This window comes from Lysobacter arseniciresistens ZS79 (assembly GCF_000768335.1).
GTDB classification, from domain to species: Bacteria; Pseudomonadota; Gammaproteobacteria; order Xanthomonadales; family Xanthomonadaceae; genus Novilysobacter; species Novilysobacter arseniciresistens.
Map to the genome: position 1 here is coordinate 46,111 of NZ_AVPT01000008.1, position 16,510 is coordinate 62,620.

The 16,510-nt window shown below is 65.1% G+C and carries 12 protein-coding genes; 8 read left to right on the plus strand and 4 right to left on the minus strand.

The window, feature by feature from the left end:
* Positions 1 to 13: 13 nt before the first annotated feature.
* Together N799_RS06105 and N799_RS14655 are read right to left on the minus strand one after the other, a co-directional pair.
* Positions 14 to 406 (minus strand): hypothetical protein, encoded by a 393-nt coding sequence (locus N799_RS06105; protein WP_036209420.1) that lies wholly within the window; start codon positions 404 to 406, stop codon positions 14 to 16.
* Positions 407 to 436: 30 nt separating this feature from the next.
* The gene (locus N799_RS14655; protein ID WP_081974736.1) at positions 437 to 760 is read right to left on the minus strand and encodes a helix-turn-helix domain-containing protein; all 324 of its coding nucleotides are present in this window, start codon (positions 758 to 760) and stop codon (positions 437 to 439) included.
* A gap of 1,051 nt (positions 761 to 1,811) precedes the next feature.
* Here N799_RS14655 and N799_RS15235 point away from each other — a divergent pair.
* Both N799_RS15235 and N799_RS15240 read left to right on the plus strand, forming a co-directional pair.
* Positions 1,812 to 2,495, plus strand: coding sequence for a hypothetical protein (locus N799_RS15235; RefSeq protein WP_152597837.1), 684 nt, complete (start codon positions 1,812 to 1,814; stop codon positions 2,493 to 2,495).
* Positions 2,492 to 3,208 carry a hypothetical protein gene (locus N799_RS15240; protein ID WP_152597838.1) on the plus strand — a complete coding sequence of 239 codons (717 nt, stop codon included), beginning with the start codon at positions 2,492 to 2,494 and terminating at the stop codon, positions 3,206 to 3,208. The genes N799_RS15235 and N799_RS15240 overlap by 4 nt, the downstream gene beginning before the upstream one ends.
* On the opposite strand, the gene N799_RS06110 is transcribed toward N799_RS15240, so the two are convergent.
* Together N799_RS06110 and fdxA are read right to left on the minus strand one after the other, a co-directional pair.
* Positions 3,153 to 8,228 (minus strand): hypothetical protein, encoded by a 5,076-nt coding sequence (locus N799_RS06110; RefSeq protein ID WP_152597839.1) that lies wholly within the window; start codon positions 8,226 to 8,228, stop codon positions 3,153 to 3,155. The two genes, N799_RS15240 and N799_RS06110, sit on opposite strands and share 56 nt — an antisense overlap.
* Positions 8,229 to 8,900: 672 nt before the next feature.
* The gene (gene fdxA, locus N799_RS06115) at positions 8,901 to 9,263 is read right to left on the minus strand and encodes a ferredoxin FdxA (RefSeq protein ID WP_052101302.1); all 363 of its coding nucleotides are present in this window, start codon (positions 9,261 to 9,263) and stop codon (positions 8,901 to 8,903) included.
* A 144-nt stretch (positions 9,264 to 9,407) separates the two neighbouring features.
* Here fdxA and azu point away from each other — a divergent pair, with 144 nt between their 5' ends.
* The 6 genes from azu to N799_RS06145 all read left to right on the plus strand — a co-directional run bounded on the left by azu (position 9,408) and on the right by N799_RS06145 (position 16,491).
* Complete coding sequence (gene azu, locus N799_RS06120; RefSeq protein WP_152597840.1) at positions 9,408 to 9,878, plus strand: azurin; 471 nt, start codon at positions 9,408 to 9,410, stop codon at positions 9,876 to 9,878.
* 111 nt (positions 9,879 to 9,989) lie between these two features.
* Positions 9,990 to 10,415, plus strand: coding sequence for a group III truncated hemoglobin (locus N799_RS06125; protein ID WP_036209427.1), 426 nt, complete (start codon positions 9,990 to 9,992; stop codon positions 10,413 to 10,415).
* A 44-nt stretch (positions 10,416 to 10,459) separates the two neighbouring features.
* Complete coding sequence (gene hemN / locus N799_RS06130) at positions 10,460 to 11,872, plus strand: oxygen-independent coproporphyrinogen III oxidase (protein ID WP_036209430.1); 1,413 nt, start codon at positions 10,460 to 10,462, stop codon at positions 11,870 to 11,872.
* Between the two features lie 7 nt (positions 11,873 to 11,879).
* Positions 11,880 to 12,644 (plus strand): cyclic nucleotide-binding domain-containing protein, encoded by a 765-nt coding sequence (locus N799_RS06135; RefSeq protein WP_052101288.1) that lies wholly within the window; start codon positions 11,880 to 11,882, stop codon positions 12,642 to 12,644.
* 189 nt (positions 12,645 to 12,833) lie between these two features.
* Entirely contained in the window at positions 12,834 to 15,137 is a 2,304-nt protein-coding gene (locus N799_RS06140; RefSeq protein ID WP_036209433.1) for a nitric-oxide reductase large subunit, read from the plus strand.
* Between the two features lie 136 nt (positions 15,138 to 15,273).
* On the plus strand, positions 15,274 to 16,491 hold the full coding sequence (locus tag N799_RS06145) for an NnrS family protein (RefSeq protein ID WP_036209436.1): 1,218 nt from the start codon (positions 15,274 to 15,276) through the stop codon (positions 16,489 to 16,491).
* Positions 16,492 to 16,510: the final 19 nt, after the last annotated feature.

The window sequence follows — 16,510 nt, forward strand, 5'->3', positions numbered from 1 at the left end:
GCCGGCGGCGCGGTCACACGAAAATCGGAGGCTTAAACGGTGAAGTCAGGCGGGCCTGCAGCGGGATTGGCGTCTTCGCGATCGCCAGACGGCCGTTCAGCGGCATGACGGGGAGCGGTTTCAGCACGGGCAGCAGAGCCGCGGTCGCACCGCAGCAGTGCGAAAAATGCAACAGCACATGCAGCGTCCTCGCCCCGTCCTCGTCTTGCTCGTCACCCGCGTCCAGCTCCGTGTCTAGGTCGTCGGCATGCTGGCCATGGGCATGGGTGCCGGTCGGGTCGTGCGCGAGCTCATGCATCTCGCCGGCGGCCGCCATCACCGGCTGCAGCACCAGCCCCAGCGCAAACAGCCCCAGCGCGAGAACGCGCAGGAACGGCAACAAGCGGCGGAGGCGCAAACGGGTCATGGTCGCGCAGGGTACCTGTGGACGACGGCGTTACACAATTTCATTGTGGCGTAGCGAAACGGCCACCGTTTCGGGATTGTTGTGCACGAATGCCAGTCTCAAGCCGAAGATGCTCGCAATACGCGTCAAGGTCTCGACGGTGGGGTTGCCGGCCCCGCTTTCCACACGCTTGAGGGTGAGCAGACTCACTCCGCGGTGTTTTGCGAACTGTTCCTGAGTCAGGCCGCTGATCTGGCGCATGCGCTTTACCGCTACGCCGACCTCCAGTGTTCCCGCTGCGATGTCGGCGTCGAATCGATCACGCATGGCACATACCGAAGCCGGGTCACGAGCTTTGCGTGGGGCGCGAGCCATCGTCTTCTCCTAGGATGTGCTGATGGTGCAAAGGAGTTATTGGTACACCAGACTAGGCCATTAGCCTAAATTAGGCTGATTATTAGTACACTAAAGTGGCTAGTATGAGGCAGCGCGCGATCGCGGCTGGGTAGGGACACTGAGCGGCTGCACCCTTCCTGCCGACCAGGAGCCGTCCTGCAGCTGATGGCGGTCAACCACATCTGGCACAAGGTTTTTGGCATGCTCCCGCGTGCTAGCGCCGAGCGGCGACGACGTGCTTGATCCAGTCGTCGCACGCCGGAATTAGACAGGTCGACACATGGACGGACGCTTATACAGCGCTTCGAAGGCAGACAGCTCACATGCCGGCGGGTGCTCGCTCGGCGCTGCGTTAGCTACCGTACCGCGCTCGCGTAACGTGGTGGCAAGCGGCCTCTTTCAACTCACGTTCGAAGCGTGTTGACGCGCTTCCGGCCGAGGTGATAAATATCCATTTGCGGGCTTCACGGTATTACGGCCTGCCTCACGGGCGAGTGTGCCCGCACATGCAATACACAATCGCCATCCGCGTCGCTATTGCAGATACGTTTCAACACGTTGGAACAATGATCGCCCATCCACGGGGCGGGCGAAATCAGATGGGCTCCCGTTGCCCGCAATGTGCGCGCTGAGTATCAACGCACGTACATCTACCCAAGAACCGTACCGCGATAAGCCCGTCCTCGCGACGATCGGCTCGCCGGCATTCGACCTCGTTTGATCGGCTAACCGCGGCTATCGCGGGCCCAATGACCTGTGTTCGCGCGCGAACATCAGCCGGCAACCGTCTGCCGCAGTACGACCTATGAGCTAGTGGCTAGGTCGGTATTCACCCTACCCGCCCCCGGTAACTCCGTGACCCACACGTGCGCGCAGTGTGGGCAGTAATCGTACGCGCGCAACAAATCCCATCCACCCGTGGACACCGGAACCATTGCCCGGAACGGTCCACCACGATTGTGAGTACTAGAAAATGGACACGGATATACGCCTGAGCACAACTGGTCTCGATGATGGTGGAAGATCGACGGTGGCCGCCAAGTCGCTATTGCAGCACACCGTAGACGCACGCACGGTCGCCCTGCTCGTGTCGGCGACCACCCCCACGATCCTCGCCTCCACCTATCTCGAGCTGAGGCGCGACGGCACGTATTTGGTGATTGCAAATACTGAGTCGACCGAAAATATCAAAAATGCGCTGGCGGCAACGGCACGTCTCGTGGCAGCCGTCGAGGCGTGTGCCGCCAATCCGACCCGTGAGATGGAAACGGCGCTAGAGGGCGCCGAGCGTGCGTTCCAGCCAACGGAACTGCGCAGTCTGACGAATGCACTGGTCGACGTCAGCGGCGCGCACCGCCGCGTGATCGATATAGATATCGATGGCGTCCCCATCCAACACATCGTTGCCCATCGCAGTCAAACCACCGCCTATAGCGCGGGAGCGAAAGCTGTGGAGACAGCGGCTGCAAAAGCGGCAACGAGAAATGCTGTCACCGTCACCCGACTGCAATCTCAACGTGATGTCCAGTTCGTCGATGGCAGTGCCGCGCTCATGACATCTGGGCCGTCGACAGACGCGATTACTCCGGGGCAGCGCGTGCTGGTCCAGCATCGAGCGACCAGAAATTTTGTCCTGATGGGCCCATTGCTCCCCAATGACGGCGGTGGAAGGACCGAGATCGGCCACCACGTCACAACCCGGGCAACTAAATGACCGCGATGTATCAGACCGATTCACCTGTAGGCCAACAGACCATCATCACGTGCCGCATTGCCGGCATCAGAACGTACAGTGGCTCAGTCAGGATTCCTCTGGAGCAGGGCGCTCGGATTGAAAGGGCCGTGGCGGCAGTCCGCGTTCTCGCCGATCAGTTCGACGGATGCCGTATTGACGCAGTACCTCAGTACGCCGACGACGCAATCCTGATAGCCGTCCAACCGAAGGCACCTGCCGGCAGCGCGATTGATCCACACCTGTTTGGCGCATTCATGCGCAATGTTGCGGAGTACCTGGATGCCACTCGCGAAGGCCGCACGCCCCATCTTGGCCCTGGATCAGATGACGGATCGGAGTCCAACATCCCCGCAACCTGCAAAGCGTTGCAGGGGTGCGGCACCCTCGATCTCGCCGTTGGGGGCCGTCCGCCCATAACGCTCAAGTGCCAGAGCAAATCCACTTCTGACGCAGCGCCTCCAGTTGCGCAGGAGGTGCATCGCGTGGAGGACGTCGTTCTGGTGTCCCACGATCACGGAAGATTTCTGATCTCTGCCGATCAAGCAACAGGCCTACGGTTGGGGGACCACATCACACTGGACGACCTCCGCACCATGACGCAGATTCGCCGAGCGCGCGGCATATTGGTTCATGGATCTACGGCCCAGTGTCAGCTGTTCCCACCTGAGCCGAGCGTGGATGCGGCGGACTGAACGCGGAGGCCACCCCTAAGGCACCCAAGCGACTTGCGATCCACGCAGTCGCAATGGCACGCCTGACCACGCCGTCCAGTCGCGTCTCATTCCCGAAATCAGCTAGATCGTCAGTGTTGCGGCGACATGCCCGGAGCTTGGCGTGGGCATGGCCCATATTCGTGACCTCCAACCTGATTCGCGTTGGAGCGACCTGCTCCCACATGCGAACGAACCCATACAAAGCCGAGGTCTCGCCCACGATTCCATCGCGATCGACGGCGCTCATGGTTTCGACCATGGATTCGAGCAGCTGAAGGGCCCCCTCCCGCTCATCGCCGAGGAGAGTATCGAACCATGCGAAGAACGCATCCAGCAAGGCACTATCTTGGCGCTTCAATACGCGCAACGGCCCGTCTAATAACTCGCGGGTTTCCCGGTCCCGGAATAGGGCTCTCCCCATCCGTCGCTCGACGATGGACACGTGTCGCCGTATCGCCGTGACGTCTGCCGCTGTGGCGCCGTACACGCGGGCCGCTGATTCCAACCCTCCCAAGCGGTCGGCCATGCGGAACAGCGCGTCGAGTTCGTGACTGGTCCATTGGGTCCGAACAGTCGCGCCAACCGGATCCGTCGGCGCCGGAGCCAAAGGAACCTGCCGCGTTGTACGTACGTGGGCAAGCCACGCCAAAGCCGGAGCCAAATGTTTGGTCTGCTGGGTGATCTTGTCGACGGCCGGCAGGCTCACGCCCATGGCGAACGCGACTTCACGTCGATGCATGTACGTATCGGCCAGTGCGCGGTCCTGCCTCGATCGCATCAACCACGGCAGGTGCAGATAACTCCGAATGGTGGTCCGCCAATCCACATGACCTAAAGTGACAACCCGTTCCATGAGGTCGCGCGGCAGGACCACTTGGGGACCCGGCGGCGTCGGTACAGCGATACCACAGCCCTGCAACCAGACCGAATCGACATCGTCCAGAAACAAGGGCATGGTGCGCTCGAACGCTACCAGGTGCCGCAACCGGTGCAGCCGTTCGCGGCCACGCGACGTAACTTCGCGGACGAGTTCAACACAGGTACGCGCGATCGCGTCCCTGCCCTCCACAGCCATCGGCTCCCCGGCCGGAGAGAAAATGTATGCCCGCGCTCGCTGCCACGGCGCGCTGCGCAGGCCGTCAATGCCTATCCATTCGAGCGTGTGGCTGACGCCTCGCTGACGAGGGCTATCAAACAGCAAGGTACGGCGCGCTGCCGCAGTTTTGAGCCTGCGCGATCGATTACGTCGTACACGGATGCCTGCCTGCTCGCCCACGGACCAAACATCCCCGAGCCGCAACCCGAGTATTTCCGCGCGGCGCGCGCCACCCCATGCATACAGGGGCATTGCAACCGCTGCCTGTCGATACACCCTGACATCCTCTGGCGTGCGACCCGTACCGTCGCGTGCCCGCGCGAGGGCGTTGTCGAGAATGGCCACACGCTCCTGCGGCAGGATGAGCCGTGCATCCACCGACTGCGTGCTGTTGCGTAGATGGGACCGGACCTCATCAAGGTCGGCGTCGGGCATGTCGAAATGCCGCTGGCTGCAGCGGTGAAACTCCAGGATCGCCGATGCAGCCTGCGTGCGATTGCTGCCCCCGGCCAGAATTGCTGCTTGGTAGGTCTCGCTCAAATCGACGTCATCGAGGTCCGCCAGCGAGCTGTTCCCGAGCAGCTCGACCAGCGTTCCACCGATTCTTGTGAGATAGGTATTTACAGTCTTATCCGCGGGGTTCCGTTGGGCGGCCGTTCCCTCTACCAGCATCTGACGTGTCCACATGGCCAGCATTCTGACGACCGGCCGCAGGACCGTCTCGGGTCGCGACTGCGCCAGCAGCGCATCCACTTCGGCAATCACTTGGCGCCGCGTCCCTGCTTGGAACAACTGGCTCGCAGGAACCGTTACCTGCGTCAGCGGTAAGGCGAGCGTGGCGCCGGTACTGGGCAGCGTCCGGCACAGGGCCAGATACTGCGACCGCGCATTCGCTCTGGCACCGATCACAGACGGAAGGGGGCCTGCGGACCCGGCATCGGCGTCGGCATCCCCGTCAAGCTCCATCCGCGGAATGGTTCCCACGGGATCCCCATCAATCAGCGCCAATTGGTCGGTGATGCATGCGTTGGTGGCTCCCGATTTGGTGCCTAGCGCAAATCGGGCAGCCGGTGAAAGCTCGAAGCGATTCGCCACGCCAACGGTCTCGCACAACATGACCAGCAGTTCCGGTGGCCGTGGTCGGCCGATCGGAAGCTCCCAATCGGGGAGGAATTCTGCCAGCGCCGCACTGAGCGTCTTGCGATCAGGCATTGACTGCCCGACGTACCGCCGGGCCAGGCGCGCCAATGCAACTGCCGCTAGATTCCGCAGGGCCACGACCTGCTCGGGTCGATCACCCCACGGCACCAAGACCACATCGGACAGATTGGCCGGTCCCTTACAGGACTCCCTGTGCCGGATCACCCCCTCGATTTGGTCGGGGTCATCCAGATACCCAAAAACCGCCAGGACGTAGGCCACGCGTGCGCAAGCGCGGGGGAAGTCCCGCCAATCACCAGGGCCGGCGGAGCCCAACGCCGCGGCGTGGCGGCGCAGTGCGTCAACCTGCCGAACCGCGTGCATCATCCCGGGTACAAAAGCGTTGTCGAGCGGACGCCGGAACGTCCCCAGCGCTCCCGGATCCTGGCCTGTGATTCCCAGCCACTTGTTGACGCGGTGCAGAACTCGACGCAACGCACGCGACCGGGCGATTCCAAGGGCCACATCATCGTCTGCCGCCTCGAACAGAGTGTCCCGCAGTGCCTCGGCTTCCTCGAGTTGCAGCGGCTGGACCGCCCGTCCCTCGACCTGATCCCGATAAGCCTTGTCGATCCTGCGCTCGATCAAGATGGGGTGCGACAGCACGTCCTGCTCGGCCTGCCGCCGATAAATCGCAGTCTCTGCCAACTGCCCCTTGCGCCATTGGCGGACCTGAGCCCGAGCATCGGCCTGATGATCGGCGACGACGGTGCTCCAGCTCTGCAACGGAGGCAAATCGCGGATGCCTTTCGCATCGGCGTTTGTCGGGAGTCCCGACCGGACACGCCAGCCCATGCTCCGCGCCAATGCTTCCAGGTGCGGCGCGATCATCGTGATCGCCGCTGCCGGAGCGGTCGGGCTGGCATTCGAGAACGGATACCCTACCGCCTCCAGGTGACCGAGCTGCACCGAGGCCCATTCCGGCGATAAGCCCGCTTCCACACCACGCGTCCGTATCCAGACCCGGCCCCAGTTCAAGGGCTGCTCCGTCCATTCCTCCGGCAAAGTCCTGCGCCAAGTGGCCATCGTCAGCGGCGTAGGATTGGCATCCTTGTCAATGCCGAACAGCAACGGCTTACGGCCAGCGAGCACAGCGCGAACATGAGACTCCAGCCGGGGCTGGATCGCGACCAGTCCATGTAGGTGTTCCAGATACTTGGTGATCTGCCGGACCAGACATGGTGCCAATGCCGCAAACCTGGGGTCGTGGGCGGCGTCATGGACCTTGTCCCGGAACAGGGCCATGCCTCCATCGGGTCCAAGGTAGACCTCGCCCACAGTCAACGCGAATAGTGCGTCGACCGGACGATGTCCGGCCACCACCAGGAACATGCAAGCGGTGTGCGTGACCATGGCCTCGTGAACGGTCCGCCACTCTCCATCGTTCCGCCGAACAGCCATGCGTTTGTTTAGTACGCCTCCCGAGCCCGCAGCCAGACGCCGGGCACGGATGACTTCAGGGAGGCTGGCAGCTCCGGTTCGGGTGGGGCTGACGAACCCAGTTGGGATTGCCAGTCCGATCTGCAGCAATGACTGTAGGAAGGACCAATAGCCCTGAGCTACGTCACGTTGGCGTGGCGCGTAGTAATGCAGAGGAGCGTCGGACTGTCCAAGCGAATCCGCACAGATGAGTTGGGTCAACGCGACGTCACGGGTCTGCTCGTAGACGTGCACGGCACAGGATCGCCGTACCTGGCCTGCGGTGAACCGGAACCCGGCCTTGTCAGCAACATGGCGTGCGGCTCTGCGCAGAACTGTCGCCAAGGTGGCGCTGTCATCGGTCGCCAGCCGTTCGAACACCGCCACATGGGACCTGATCACATGCATGACAGCAGGCGCCAGTGGTAGCCGGAATGACGCATCCACGGATTCGAAGTGGTGCGCCGACTCGAGGGATGGCTCAAAAAAACCAGTGGCGCCTGAGTGATCTTCGGGCAGCACTCGCCAGAACACATCCATTTCCAGATAGCCCTTATGCAGTGACAGCGTGCAGGTTCCTGATGGACGGGCGCGTGCCGAAGTACCCGTCAACCGGATTGCAGCCAGCGTGCGGACCGTGCGGCCGGTAAGTGCCTGCAACAACAACCCAACCATTCCCAGTGCCAAATCTTCCGTGGTTTCCGGGGAATCCAATTCATCCAGCAGCACACGCACGACACGGCGGAACTGCTCTAACGGCAGCACCTCCGCGTGGTGGGTCAACAGCAGGAAGTTGACGCTCCAGATCGCCTGCTGCGCTTGGTATCTGGCCAGACGCCGCGCATCCGGGTTGGCACGTCGCTCCGGGATGGTGACGACAAAGTTTGGGATTGTGGCTTCGCTAGGTGGCTCTCCCGGCTCCAAGTCCGGAGTACCGACGCAGGAGCGGGGTACTTTCCGACGGATCGGCCCGGCCGGCCGATCTGGTTCGCCCTCTTCCTCCCCATCCTCAGCTTGAGATGGACGGATCGCCTGAGCTTCTGGCGGCTTCGGAGCGACAGGGCTTGAGTCATGTGCATGAGCCAGCTCGGGCCTGAAGTGGCGGGCCCACACTTCCTCGAGCCCGGACAGGCCACAGGTCTCCAGGATCAGCGAAGCATCTATGAAGTCCTGCAGCGTCGTGGCCGCACCCAACCTCGGCAACAGGGAGACTACGGGGGACTCCGCGCCTTGGTGTCGATCATGTTCCGTCACCTCGCGGATCGCGGCAGCGAGACCCTCCAAAGCTGTTCGCCTGGGCTTCCCGTCCCGATTCCAGCGCAAGCTGCAGATCAACAATGTGGCACGCAGGGACTCGGGCCCCGGCGCCGGGGCCGGCTCCTTCCCGATCAGAGCACGCGTGAGACGGAACCCGCCGGTCAGATCCCTGGGGTTTGCCTGTTGGATGCGACCTTGCGTTGAGACGAGTCGCCCGTCCATCTCGGCGACAACCTCCCCGAGCCCGGAGATGCCGAGGGCGGCCTCGAACCAGACAACTGAATTGGCAATTCGGGTAACGGCCCGCACCAACGGGAGCGCATGTGCCCGAGTAGGTATCGGATAGACGGTCACCAGATCATGCAGCAGTCGACTGGCGCCGGGCGTCATTTCGCCAAGTGCCTGGAGCAGGTCGCTGGGAGTGACGCGATGCAGTGCTGGGGTCAAAGCGGCCGATGCTGTCGTGACTGTACCGCGTCAACTTCTTATACTTTTAATGCACCGTCAACTACCTAATCACCCTTGGCCGCAACATTCGTCTCAAGAAGTCGTACTCTTTTATGTTGTTGATTAGAGTGATTTTTCTATACAAGATCTAGATCTTGTACTTTTTACCTAACGCTGCTTCCTCTCTCTCATAATGCTACCGCAAGCCCGCGATTCCGCGGGTTTTTCTGTGCCCGTGCCGAAGGCGCCGGGCTACTTTTCGGAGCCCGGTTCGGGGTCCGGCACCACCGCATCGCGGATCAGCAGCGCCAGCTTGTTCGGCACGCCGTCCCACTTGCCCGCGTCCGGCATCGCCGGGATCTTCCGGGTGATCACCGGCCACAGCGGCGCCAGTTCGGCGTTGATCTCGATGAAGGGTTCCTGGCCGGCGGGGACGTCCCCTTCCGGGTAGATCGCACCGACCGGACACTCGTCGACGCACAGCGTGCAGTCGATGCACTCGACGGGGTCGATGACGAGGAAGTTGGGGCCTTCGTGGAAGCAGTCGACCGGGCACACCTCGACGCAGTCGGTGTGCTTGCAGTTGATGCAGTTTTCGGTGACGACGTGGGTCATGGGGGTGTCGTCCATTGCTTTTCTGAACGGTACCCATGGTCGGTGCGGCGAGGTGGTGCGGCCCTGATCTGGATCAAGTCGCGCCGGAGCGCGCGGCGCGAGACTGCGCCCGACGAAACAAACCAACCCACTGGAGCAAGAACCATGATCCGCAAGCTTTCCCTCGCCGCCGTCCTGGGTGCCGTGGCCGTGCCGGCCATGCTGCTGTCCGCACCGGCAATGGCAGCAGACTGCAGCGCGACGGTCGAGAGCACCGACGCGATGAAGTTCACCACCAGCAGCCTGGTGGTGCCGAAGTCCTGCAAGGACTTCACCGTCACCCTCAAGCACACCGGCAAGCTGCCCAAGACCGTGATGGGCCACAACTTCGTGGTCGGCAAGGCGTCCGACATCGCCGGCATCAACACCGACGGCATGAAGGCCGGCGCCGCGGCCAACTACGTCAAGGCCGGCGACGCGCGCGTGATCGCCGCCAGCAAGGTCGTCGGTGGCGGCGAGTCGACCACGGTCAATATCCCGGTCGCCAAGCTCAAGGCCGGCGAGCAGTACAACTTCGTATGCACCTTCCCGGGCCACTCGTCCATCATGAAGGGCACGCTGACGCTGGGCGGCTGAACCTCCCCGGCACCGGCCAGCAGGCCGGCAGCGGCGGCCGCCGATGCGATCCATCGGCGAGCCGCCGCGTTCGTTTTACGGATACCCGCATCACCGACCGGAGCACGCCCGATGGCCGCCGCCCACACCCTGACCGAAGCCGACCTGGTCGCACTGGTCGACCGCTTCTACGAGAAGGTCCAGCGCGACCCGGAACTGGGGCCGGTGTTCAACCCGGTGGTGCACGACTGGGTCGAGCACAAGGCGACGCTGGTCGACTTCTGGTCGTCGGTGGTGCTGCGCACCGGGCGCTACCGCGGCAACCCGATGGCGATGCACCGCCCGCATCCGATCGACGCGGAACACTTCGACCACTGGCTTGCGCTGTGGCGCGAGACCGCGCTCGAAGTCACCGGCGAGGACAACGCGGCGGTGCTGTGCGACTTCGCCAACCGGATCGCCGGCAGCCTCAAGTACGGGCTGGGGCTGGACGGCCGGCGGCGCCCGCTCGGGTTGCCGATCGCGCCCGGCGGCGCTGAACCATCCGGGCGGAATTGACTGCGGTCAAGGCGGGGCTCCGCGGGCGGCCATAGCCTCTCCACATGCACACCAATCCCTCCTTCGACGCCGAGCTGCTGAAGCGTTACGACCGTCCCGGTCCGCGCTACACCTCCTACCCGACCGCCCCGCAGTTCAACGCCGGGTTCGGCGAGGCGCAGCTGCGCGAGGCGGCCGCGGCCAGCAACGGCGACCCGATCCCGCGCCGGCTGTCGCTGTACGTGCACGTGCCGTTCTGCATGAGCCCGTGCTTCTACTGCGGCTGCAACCGCATCATCACCCGCGACCTGGCGCGCGGCGAGACCTACCTGGTCCGCCTGTACCGCGAGATCGCGATGATGGCCGAGCTGTTCGACCGCGACCGCGAGGTGATCCAGCTGCACTTCGGCGGCGGTACCCCGAACTTCCTGGCGCCGCCGCAGCTGGCCGACGTGGTCGACACTCTGCGCAACCACTTCCGCTTCTCCGAGGCGCGCGAGCGCGACCTGTCGATCGAGCTGGACCCGCGCTTCGTCAAGCCGGCCGACGTGCTCGCGCTGGCCCGGATCGGCTTCAACCGCGCCAGCCTCGGCGTGCAGGACTTCGACCCGGCGGTGCAGGAGGCGGTCAACCGCATCCAGTCGGTCGAGGAGACCGTCGCGATCATCGACGCCTGCCGCGAGGGCGGCATGCGCTCGGTCAATGTCGACCTGATCTACGGGTTGCCGAAGCAGAACCACGCCGGCTTCTCGAAGACGCTCGACACGGTGGTCCAGGCGCGGCCGGACCGGCTGGCGGTCTACAGCTACGCCCACCTGCCCGAGATGTTCAAGGCGCAGCGGCAGATCAACGCCGGGGACCTGCCGTCTGCGGCCGACAAGCTCGGCCTGCTGCAGCTGGCGATCGAGAAGCTGACCGCGGCCGGCTACGTCTACATCGGCATGGACCACTTCGCCCTGCCCGACGACGACCTCGCCACCGCCCAGCAGCGCGGCGGACTGCACCGCAATTTCATGGGTTACACCACCCACGCCGACACCGACCTGGTCGGCCTGGGCGTGAGCGCGATCAGCCACATCGGCGACAGCTTCAGCCAGAACCCGCGCGACCTGCCGAGCTGGCAGATCGCGCTCGACGAGGGCCGCCTGCCGGTGTTCCGCGGCATGCACCTGAGCGAGGACGACCAGCTGCGCGCCGACCTGATCCAGCGCCTGATGTGCCAGGGCGAGATCCCGATCGGGGCGCTGGAACGGCGCTATCTGGTGGATTTCCACGAGTACTTCGCCGATTCACTGGAGCGCCTGCAGCCGCTGGTCGAGGACGGGCTGGCCCGGGTCGAGCCCGGCCGGATCGTCGCGACCTCGCGCGGACGGCTGCTGCTGCGTAACATTGCCATGTGCTTCGACCATTACCTCGACCCGCCACCCTCCATGACGCCCGGCACCACGGCCACCCCGCGCTTCTCGCGCGCGATCTGAGGGGCGCATGGACAACTCGCTGAATCCGACCGCGTTCCCGCGGCAGGATGCGCGCACGCTTGCCGACGACGGCGACGAACTGCACTTCTGCTCGACGTGCGCGTTCTCGCAGGCGTGCCTGGCGGAGGGCATGGACAAGAGCGGGTTGATGGACCTGCACATGCTGGTCGAGCACGTCGGCCCGTTCCACGCCGGCGAACACATCTTCCGCGAGGGCGACGACTTCGAGGCGATCGCCGCGGTCCGCGCCGGCACCGTCAAGACCTACGTGATCGACCGCGACGGCCGCGAGCACGTGCTCGGCTTCCACCTGCCCGGCGAGGTCATCGGCCTCAACGCGATCGACGGCGAGCATTACCCGTGCAACGCGGTGGCGCTGGACACGGTGATGCTGTGCCGGTTCTCGTTCCCCAAGATCTCGGTGCTGGCGACGCAGCTGCCCGGCCTGCAGCGGCACCTGTTCCGCCTGCTCAGCCGGGACATCGGCCGCGCCGCGCTGCTGGCCGGCGACTGGACCGCCGACCAGCGCATGGCGGCGTTCCTGATCGCGCTGTCGCGCCGGCTCGCCGCGCGCGGGTTCTCGCCCAGCCGCTTCGCCCTGACGATGGCCCGCACCGACATCGCCAACTACCTGCGGCTCGCGCCGGAGACGGTCAGCCGCGTGCTGCGCCGGTTCCAGCAGGATGGCCTGCTGCTGGTCGACCGCCGCGAACTCGAACTGATCGGCCGCGAGCGCCTCGAAGAACTCGCCGAGCCGGTCCTGCGCGGCTGATACGTCGCCACGGCCGCGCGCGCGGCCGCTTCTTCACCCGGTGACAACATTGCTGTCCGCAGGTTGTACGCGCCGGGGCGGCTGAACGCCTGCCATACAAGAGCTGAACCATGGGAACTTGACCCACGTCAGGTCGCGTCCGCGTGCCCCGGCCCAGACTGCGCGCACCTTCATGGGAGACTCCGATATATGGATACGACGAGGCGGTTATGGCTGGGGCTTGGTGCCCTGCTGATCGTCAGCTTCGGCATCATGCTGTGGATGGGACGCGATCTTTACCAGACCGCGCCGCCCATTCCCGAGCAGGTTGTCGCCGAAAACGGGCAAGTGCTCTACACCCGCGCCGACATCGACGCCGGCCGCCAGGTCTGGCAGAGCATCGGTGGCCACCACAACGGTTCGATCTGGGGCCACGGCGCCCTGCTCGCACCCGACTGGTCGGCCGAATGGCTGCACCGCGAAGCGATCGCGATGATGGACATCCGCGCGCGCCAGCAGTTCGGCAGCACCTACGCCGAGCTTGAAAAGCCGGAGCAGGCGCGGCTGGAGCAGCAGATCCGCCCGCTGCTGCGCACCAATACCTACGACCCGCAGACCGGCACGATCACCGTCTCCGACGAGCGTGCCGTGGCGATCGCCGAGGTGGCCGCGCACTACATGAGCGTGTTCTCCAACGACCCGGCCACCGCCGACCTGCGCGAGGCCTACGCCCTGCGCGAGAACCCGGTGCCGGACATGGAGCACCGCCGGCAGATGACGGCGTTCTTCTTCTGGGCGTCGTGGGCCACGGTCACCGAGCGCCTGGATGACGACACCGGCCTGTCGTACACCCACAACTTCCCGCACGAGCCGCTGGTGGGCAACAAGCCCAGCGCCAGCAGCTTCATGTGGTCGATGTTCTCGATCCTCTTCATGATCGCCGGCATCGCGCTGCTCGCGTGGCACTACGCGGTCTGGCACTCGAAGGAACCCAAGATCGAGCCGCCGCTGAAGGACCCGTCGCTGAGCATCGTGGTGACGCCGTCGATGCGCGCGGTCGGCAAGTATTTCTGGCTGGTGATGGCGCTGTTCCTGACCCAGATCCTGCTGGGCGCGACCACCGCGCACTACCAGGTCGAGGGCCAGGAGGCCTACGGGCTGGCGCTGTCGGAGGTGCTGCCGTATGCGTTGACGCGCACCTGGCATACCGAGCTGGCGATCCTGTGGATCGCGACCGCCTGGCTTGCCACCGGCCTGTACCTGGCACCGGCGATCTCCGGGCATGAACCCAGGTTCCAGCGCCTCGGCGTCAACTTCCTGTTCGTCTGCCTGATCATCATCGTGGTCGGCGCGTTCGCCGGGCAGTGGTTCGCGGTGATGCAGAAGCTCGGGCTGGAGAACAACTTCTGGTTCGGCCACCAGGGCTGGGAATACACCGACATCGGCCGCTTCTGGCAGGTCTTCCTGTTCATCGGCCTGCTGCTGTGGCTGGCGCTGATGGGCCGCGCCCTGTGGCCGGCACTGCGCAGGAAGAACGAGACCACCTCGATCGCCGGATTGTTCTTCCTGTCCACCGTGGCCATCGCACTGCTGTACGCGGCCGGCCTGATGTGGCGCGAGAACACCCACATCTCGATCATCACCTACTGGCGCTTCTGGATCGTGCACCTGTGGGTGGAAGGCTTCTTCGAGGTCTTCGCGGTCGCGGTGATCAGCTTCATCTTCGTCAAGCTGGGGCTGGTGCGCGGCAAGTCGGCCACCATCAACGTGCTGTTCGCGACCATCGTGTTCATGGCCGGCGGCGTGCTGGGCATGTTCCACCACCTGTACTTCGCCGGCGTCACGACAGGCATCATCGCGGTCGGTGCGAGCATCTCGGCGCTCGAAGTGGTGCCGCTGGCGCTGATCGGCATGGAGGCCTACGACACCTGGAAGAACGGCCGCGCCACGCCGTGGATGCAGCGTTACAAGTGGCCGATCCTGTTCTTCATCGCGGTCAGCTTCTGGAACCTGGTGGGCGCCGGCCTGCTCGGCTTCCTGATCAACACCCCGCTGGCGCTGTACTACATGCAGGGCACCAACCTGACCGCCGCCCACGGCCACACCGCGCTGTTCGGCGTGTACGGCATGCTCGGCATCGGCCTGATGCTGTACTGCCTGCGCGGCATGCGGCCGGAGCGCCGCTGGCTCAACGGCCTGCTCAGCGGTGCGTTCTGGAGCTTCAACATCGGCCTGGCGCTGATGACGGTGCTGACGCTGCTGCCGATGGGCGTGCTGCAGCTGGAGGCCAACCTGACCCAGGGCTACTGGTACGCCCGCTCGGCGGAGTTCATGAACCGCGCGATCATCGACGTGCTGGTGTGGCTGCGCGTTCCGGGCGACACCATCCTCGCGGTGGGTGCGTTCCTGGTGGCGCTGTTCGTGATGTCGCTGTGGCTGGGCCCGCGCCCGGTCAGCGAGCCGTCGCGCGAGCAGGAGCGGCTGGCACGCCGCTCGGGCGTCAACGAGGGCTGAGCAAACCGCCATTGATGGCAGTGCACGGGGGCGGCTTCGGTCGCCCCCGTTCCGTTTGTGGCGCCGGTCGATCGGGCGCCGGGGCGGACTGATCTGGATCAATGTTCCGTCACCGCGCGGTTGCGAGACTGTCGCCATGGATAACCGCCCCCCCTCGTCCCCACGGCAACTGGCTGCCGCCCCGCACCGGCTGATGTTCTTCATCGGTGCCACCAACCTGCTACTGGCGATGGCGTGGTGGGCCGCGTGGCTCGCAGCGGCGCGCTGGCCGGCGCTGTCGATGGCCCAGCCGGACCCGTACGCCGGCTGGCTGCACGCGTTCGTGATGCAGTACCAGATGTTGCCGAGCTTCATCTTCGGCTTCCTGCTGACCACCTTCCCCAAGTGGATGGGCCAGCCCGACGTGGACCGCTGGCGCTATGTGCCGGTCGGCGCGGGGCTGTTCGGCGGGCAGATCGCCACCCTGCTCGGCGCGATGGGCTGGGAAGCGGGCATCACCGTCGGCCTGCTGATGACGCTGGCCGGCTGGGTCGCCGGGCTGCTGATCCTCGGCCAGCTGTTGTGGCGCGACACGACCGGCAACTGGCATGCGCGCTCGTGCTTCGCCGCGCTGGCGCTGGGGCTGGTCGGCATCGTCTGCTGGACGGTGTACCTGCTCGGCGGACCGGCGCAGTGCGCGTTCGCCAGCATCAAGATCGGCAGCTTCGGGCTGCTGCTGCCGGTGTACCTGACGGTCGCGCACCGGATGTTCCCGTTCTTCGCCAGCAGGGTGATGCCGGGCTACCAGCAGTGGAAGCCGCTGTGGCTGCTGGCGGCGTTCTGGCCGCTGGCTCTGGGCCACCTGGCGCTGGAGCTGCTGCATGCGTACGGCTGGCTGTGGCTGGTCGACGCGCCGCTGCTGGCGCTGACCGCGCTGATGCTGTGGCGCTGGTGGCCGCGCGGCCCCAAGCCCGGGATCCTGGCGGTGCTGTTCATCGGCATGGCATGGCTGCCACTGGCGTTCGCGCTGTACGTCGGCCAGAGCATCGCCTACGAGATGACCGGGGTGTACTGGCTCGGCCGCGGGCCGGCGCACGCGCTGTTCGTCGGCTTCTTCGGCAGCGTGCTGGTGGCGATGGTCACCCGCGTCACCCAGGGCCACTCGGGCCGGCCGATGATGATGCCGGCGGCGGCATGGTTCGCGTTCGTGGCGATCCAGGTGGTCGCGGCGATCCGGGTCGGCGCCGAGGTGCTTCCGGACGTGATGACCTGGCACGCGGTCGCGGCGATCGGCTGGCTGGTGGCGTTCGCACCGTGGGTGGTGCGGATCGGGCGGATCTACCTGGCGCCACGCGCCGACGGCAGGCCGGGCTGACGCCCGCACGAGGAAAGCG

What these genes read in the sequence shown, in the direction of transcription:
- N799_RS06145 (WP_036209436.1), top strand. Translation starts at nt 15,274, where the DNA reads ATGGATAACCGCCCCCCCTCGTCCCCACGGCAACTGGCTGCCGCCCCG.
- azu (WP_152597840.1), top strand. Translation starts at nt 9,408, where the DNA reads ATGATCCGCAAGCTTTCCCTCGCCGCCGTCCTGGGTGCCGTGGCCGTG.
- N799_RS15240 (WP_152597838.1), top strand. Translation starts at nt 2,492, where the DNA reads ATGACCGCGATGTATCAGACCGATTCACCTGTAGGCCAACAGACCATC.
- N799_RS14655 (WP_081974736.1), bottom strand. Translation starts at nt 760, where the DNA reads ATGGCTCGCGCCCCACGCAAAGCTCGTGACCCGGCTTCGGTATGTGCC.
- N799_RS06135 (WP_052101288.1), top strand. Translation starts at nt 11,880, where the DNA reads ATGGACAACTCGCTGAATCCGACCGCGTTCCCGCGGCAGGATGCGCGC.
- N799_RS06140 (WP_036209433.1), top strand. Translation starts at nt 12,834, where the DNA reads ATGGATACGACGAGGCGGTTATGGCTGGGGCTTGGTGCCCTGCTGATC.
- N799_RS06125 (WP_036209427.1), top strand. Translation starts at nt 9,990, where the DNA reads ATGGCCGCCGCCCACACCCTGACCGAAGCCGACCTGGTCGCACTGGTC.
- N799_RS06105 (WP_036209420.1), bottom strand. Translation starts at nt 406, where the DNA reads ATGACCCGTTTGCGCCTCCGCCGCTTGTTGCCGTTCCTGCGCGTTCTC.
- fdxA (WP_052101302.1), bottom strand. Translation starts at nt 9,263, where the DNA reads ATGACCCACGTCGTCACCGAAAACTGCATCAACTGCAAGCACACCGAC.
- hemN (WP_036209430.1), top strand. Translation starts at nt 10,460, where the DNA reads ATGCACACCAATCCCTCCTTCGACGCCGAGCTGCTGAAGCGTTACGAC.